This window comes from Falsiroseomonas oryziterrae (assembly GCF_021864505.1).
GTDB classification, from domain to species: Bacteria; Pseudomonadota; Alphaproteobacteria; order Acetobacterales; family Acetobacteraceae; genus Falsiroseomonas; species Falsiroseomonas oryziterrae.
The window spans coordinates 1-4,690 of the sequence record NZ_JAKJIB010000322.1 but is presented as its reverse complement, the minus strand read 5'-3'; the positions used below and the strand labels follow the sequence as shown (position 1 = coordinate 4,690).

Here is a 4,690-nt window from a genome sequence, read left to right as displayed (position 1 = left end):
CGCCTGGCGGCGAGCCGCACGCTGGTGATCTGCGACGTCGGCGCGCCGCCGCAGGCGCGGCGCGAGCCCGGGCCCGGCGGCTTGCCGCGTGGCGCCGACCGCTTCGCCCATGCCGGCACGCTGGCCTTCGAGATGTCGGTCGGGCGCGACCGGCTGATCGTGAATTGCGGCGCGGCACCTGCGGCCGAGGGCGAATGGCGCGACGCGCTGCGCGCCACCGCGGCGCATTCGACGCTGGTACTGGCCGACACGAATTCGAGCGAGCTGCGCGCCGAAGGGCTCGGCCGCCGCGTCGAGGCGGTGGAGGCCGACCGGCAGGACGCCAATGGCGCACAGTGGCTGGAAGCCTCGCATGACGGCTGGCTGCGCCAGTTCGGCCTGCGGCACCGGCGGCGCTTCTACCTCTCGGAATCCGGCGACGATCTGCGCGGCGAGGATGTGCTGGAAGCCGACCGCGAGGTGCAGGTGCCGGGCTTCTCCGTGCGGTTCCACCTGCACCCGACGGTGCTCGCGAACCCGCAGCAGGATGAGGCGGGCGTGCTGCTGCGCCTGCCGTCCGGCGTGGGGTGGCGGTTGCGCGCGAAGGGCGCGCGCGTGGCGATCGAGGAGAGCATCTTCTTCGCCGGCGAGCCGCGCCGCAGCCAGCAGGTCGTGCTGCACGCCGAGCCGGGCGCGATGAGCGTGCAATGGGCGATCGTGCGCGTGAGCATGCCGGCGCCTGGGAGCGAGGCGGCATAACAACAACCCAGGGCCGCGAATGCGGCCCCGCGCCGCGACTGCCCGCATGGCCCGGCGGATCATGTCTGCGGCGCGGAAGCCAAGCGCCCGGAGGGCGCGCCGGCGCCTGAGGCAAATGAAAATCCTTCAGATCACCAATGTCGACTTCTCGCTGCGGCACTTCCTGCTGCCGCTGATGCGCGGCTTGCGCGCGCGCGGGCATGAGGTGGTCGGCGTCTGCGCCGAGGGCCCGCTGCTCGACCTGCCGCGCGACGAGGGCTTCCGCATCGAGGCGGTGCCGATGGCGCGCAGCCTGAACCCGGTCGCGCAGGCGCGCGCATTGTCGGCGCTGGTCGCGCTGATGCGCCGCGAGAAGCCCGACCTGGTGCACGCGCACATGCCGATCAGCGGGCTGCTGGCGCGCGCCGCGGCGAAGGCGGCGGGCGTGCCGCGCATCGCCTATACCTGCCACGGATTCCTGTTCAACCAGCCGGGGCCGTGGTGGCGCGCGCGGCTCGCGCTCACGCTGGAACGCGCCGCCGGGCGCATCACCGACACCTACCTGACGGTGAGCGAGGAGGAAGCCGGCGATGCGCGCCGCCTCGGCATCCACCCGAACGCGACGCCGGTGCTGAACGGGCGCGACCCGGCGCGCTTCCGGCCCGACCCGGCGGCGCGCGCGGCGCTGCGCGCGGAGCTCGGCGCCGGCGAGGGCGATTGCGTGGTGCTCGCGGTGTCGCGACTGGTGCGCCACAAGGGATTTCCCGAGCTGCTCGAGGCGATGCGCGCCACGCCCGCGCATTGCGTGCTGTGGGTGGTGGGGGAGCGGCTGCCGACCGACCACGGCGAGGACATGGCGCCGCATTTCGCGCGCGCCGAGACGGCGCTGCCCGGCCGCATCCGCCGGCTCGGCTACCGCCACGACGTGGCGCGGCTGATGGCGGCGGCCGACGTCTTCTGCCTGCCCTCGCACTTCGAGGGCCTGCCGATGTCCATCATCGAGGCGATGCTGACCGGCCTGCCCGTGGTCGCCACCGACATCCGCGGCCCGCGCGAGCAGGTGGTGCAGGGGGAGACCGGGCTGCTGGTGCCGCCGATGACGGTGGAACCGCTGGCGGCGGCGCTATCGCGGCTGGCGGCCGATCCGGCGCTGCGCGTGCGCATGGGCGAGGCCGGCCGGATGCGGGCGCTGGATCGCTTCGACGAGGCGAAGATCGTCGCGCGGACGGTCGCGCTGCTGGAACAGGGGATGCCTGCGCGGCCGGCATAGCGCCCGATCCGCGAAGGCGGAATCGCCGGAGCGGTGAATCGGTCGCTCGAACACGGATAACAGCGTGATCCGTTCAAGCGGATCACGCTGGATATGACGGCGTCTTCATGCCTGGGGCGTTGATGCGCGGGCGATGGAGCGCGATACGGGCGGCATGACCGATCGCCTCCCCGTCCGCCGCGCCTTGCTCTCCGTCTCCGACAAGGCGGGCATCGTCGAGTTCGCCCGCTTCCTGGCCGCGCAGGGCGCGGAGATCCTCTCCACCGGCGGCACCGCAGCGGCGATCCGCGCGGCCGGCATCCCGGTGAAGGACGTGTCGGAGCACACCGGCTTCCCGGAGATCCTGGACGGGCGGGTGAAGACGCTGGTGCCGCAGGTGCATGGCGGCCTGCTCGGCCGGCGCGACCTGGCCGAACATCGGGCGCAGATGGAGACGCATGCGATCGCGCCGATCGACCTCGTCGCGGTGAACCTCTACCCCTTCGAGGCGACCGTGGCGAAGGGTGCGGCCTTCGAGGACTGCATCGAGAACATCGACATCGGTGGCCCCGCGATGATCCGCAGCGCGGCGAAGAACCATGAGTCCGTCGTGGTGGTGACGGAACCGGACCAGCTGGCGGAAGTGCGCGCGGAGCTGGAGGAAGGCGGCACGACGCTCGCGACCCGCCGGCGCCTCGCCGCGGCAGCCTATGCGCGCACGGCGGCCTATGATGCGGCGATCTCCGGCTGGTTCGCGGGGCAGCTGAAGGAGCCCTTCCCGCCGCGCCTGTCCGTCGCCGGCGTGCTGCGCCAGTCCTTGCGCTACGGCGAGAACCCGCACCAGGCGGCGGCCTTCTACACCGACGGCAGTGCGCGCCCCGGCGTCGCGACCGCGGTGCAGGTGCAGGGCAAGGAGCTGTCCTACAACAACCTGAACGACACCGACGCGGCCTTCGAATGCGTCGCCGAGTTCGACCGGCCCGCCATCGTCATCGTCAAGCACGCCAACCCCTGCGGCGTGGCGGAAGCGGATGACCTCGCCGCTGCCTGGGACCTGGCGCTGCGCTGCGACCCGGTCTCGGCCTTCGGCGGCATCGTGGCGGCCAACCGGAGGCTCGACGCCGCGGCGGCCGAGCGGATCGCCGCGATCTTCACCGAGGTGGTGGTGGCGCCCGACGCCGACGACGCGGCGAAGGCGGTCTTCGCGAAGAAGAAGAACCTGCGGCTGCTGCTGACCGGCGGCATGCCCGATCCGGCAGCGCCGGGGCTGCTGGTGAAGTCGGTCGCAGGCGGGTTCCTCGCGCAGACGCGCGACGGCGGGCGCGTGACGGAGCAGATGCTGCGGACGGTCACGCAGCGCGCGCCGACGGCAGCGGAGATGGCGGACCTCCTGTTCGCGTTCCGCGTCTGCAAGCACGTCAAGTCGAACGCGATCGTCTATGCCAAGGGCCTGGCGACCGCGGGCATCGGCGCGGGGCAGATGAACCGGCTGGAATCCGCGCGCATCGCCGCCTGGAAGGCCGAGGCCGCGGCACGGGCGGCAGGTCTACCGCAGAGCCTGGCGAAGGGCTCGGTCGTCGCATCGGATGCGTTCTTTCCCTTCGCCGATGGGCTCGAGGCCGCGGCGGCGGCGGGCGTCACGGCGGTGATCCAGCCTGGCGGCTCGATCCGCGACGCGGAGGTGATCGCGGCGGCGGACAAGGCGGGTCTCGCGATGGTGTTCACCGGCATGCGGCACTTTAGGCATTGATCGTTTGCCCTCAGGCGCCGGGCGGCCGCATCCGCGGCCTTGGCTTGCGCGCAGGCCACTGTCGCGCTGGTGGTACTGTTGGTTTGTGCGCGGGCCGCGTTCGCGGCCTCGGCCGGCTTTGCCGGCCGCCAGCTCTGGACGAATAGGCGCATGGGGCCCCTGCTCTCCGGCTATCACCGCTTCCGCGAGGAGACCTGGCCGCAGCAGCGGGCGCGGTTCGAGGAGCTGGCGGCGCAGGGACAGAAGCCGCACACGCTGGTCATCGCCTGCTCCGACAGCCGGGTCGATCCGCAGATGATCTTCTCGGCCGGGCCGGGCGAGCTCTTCGTGATCCGCAACGTCGCCAATCTGGTGCCGCCCTACATGCCCGACGCCGCCTTCCACGGCACCAGCGCGGCGGTGGAATTCGCGGTGCGGGTGCTCGGCGTGGCGCGGATCGTGGTGATGGGCCACGCGCTCTGCGGCGGCGTGCGCGCGCTGCTCGACGGTGCGCCGGCGAACGCGGGCGACTTCGTCGCCGGCTGGATCGGCATCGCGGAACGCGCGCGCGCCACGGCGCTGCGCTGCGACACGCCGGAGGCCGCGCAGGAAGCCTGCGAGCACGAAGCGGTGCGCATCTCGCTGGCGAACCTGATGACCTTCCCCTGGGTCGCGGAGGCGGTGCAGGCCGGGCGGCTACGCCTGCGCGGCGCGCATTTCGGCGTCGCGACCGGCCGCCTGCTGGTGCTGGATGGCGAGACCGGGGAGTTCGCGCCGGCCTGAGCCGTGTGCTTGACTCGCGGGCCGCGAATCGGGGGACCCGCGTGCCGGAGTGGCTGCCGCCTGCGCTGATTGCCGCCGCCATCCTGCTGGCGGGGCTGCTGCTGCTCGCCGCGCGCCGCGGCCGGCAGGGGGAGGAGCTTGCGCGCCTGACCGCCACGCTGGAGGCGCTGGCGGCGGCGCAGGAGCGCGCCGCGGCGCGGGGCGAGGAACGG

The 4,690-nt window shown here is 73.1% G+C and carries 4 protein-coding genes; all 4 read left to right on the top strand.

Annotation, left to right across the window (positions count from 1 at the left end):
* The coding region (locus tag L2I40_RS19260; RefSeq protein ID WP_237216804.1) for a heparinase II/III family protein at positions 1–738 on the top strand (738 nt) is incomplete at its 5' end.
* Between the two features lie 115 nt (positions 739–853).
* Positions 854–1,987 carry a glycosyltransferase family 4 protein gene (locus L2I40_RS19255; protein WP_237216803.1) on the top strand — a complete coding sequence of 378 codons (1,134 nt, stop codon included), beginning with the start codon at positions 854–856 and terminating at the stop codon, positions 1,985–1,987.
* A gap of 154 nt (positions 1,988–2,141) precedes the next feature.
* Positions 2,142–3,716 (top strand): bifunctional phosphoribosylaminoimidazolecarboxamide formyltransferase/IMP cyclohydrolase, encoded by a 1,575-nt coding sequence (gene purH, locus L2I40_RS19250; RefSeq protein WP_237216802.1) that lies wholly within the window; start codon positions 2,142–2,144, stop codon positions 3,714–3,716.
* 150 nt (positions 3,717–3,866) lie between these two features.
* Entirely contained in the window at positions 3,867–4,478 is a 612-nt protein-coding gene (locus L2I40_RS19245; RefSeq protein ID WP_237216801.1) for a carbonic anhydrase, read from the top strand.
* The last annotated feature ends 212 nt before the right edge of the window (positions 4,479–4,690 follow it).

What these genes read in the sequence shown, in the direction of transcription:
- L2I40_RS19255 (WP_237216803.1), top strand. Translation starts at nt 854, where the DNA reads ATGAAAATCCTTCAGATCACCAATGTCGACTTCTCGCTGCGGCACTTC.
- purH (WP_237216802.1), top strand. Translation starts at nt 2,142, where the DNA reads ATGACCGATCGCCTCCCCGTCCGCCGCGCCTTGCTCTCCGTCTCCGAC.
- L2I40_RS19245 (WP_237216801.1), top strand. Translation starts at nt 3,867, where the DNA reads ATGGGGCCCCTGCTCTCCGGCTATCACCGCTTCCGCGAGGAGACCTGG.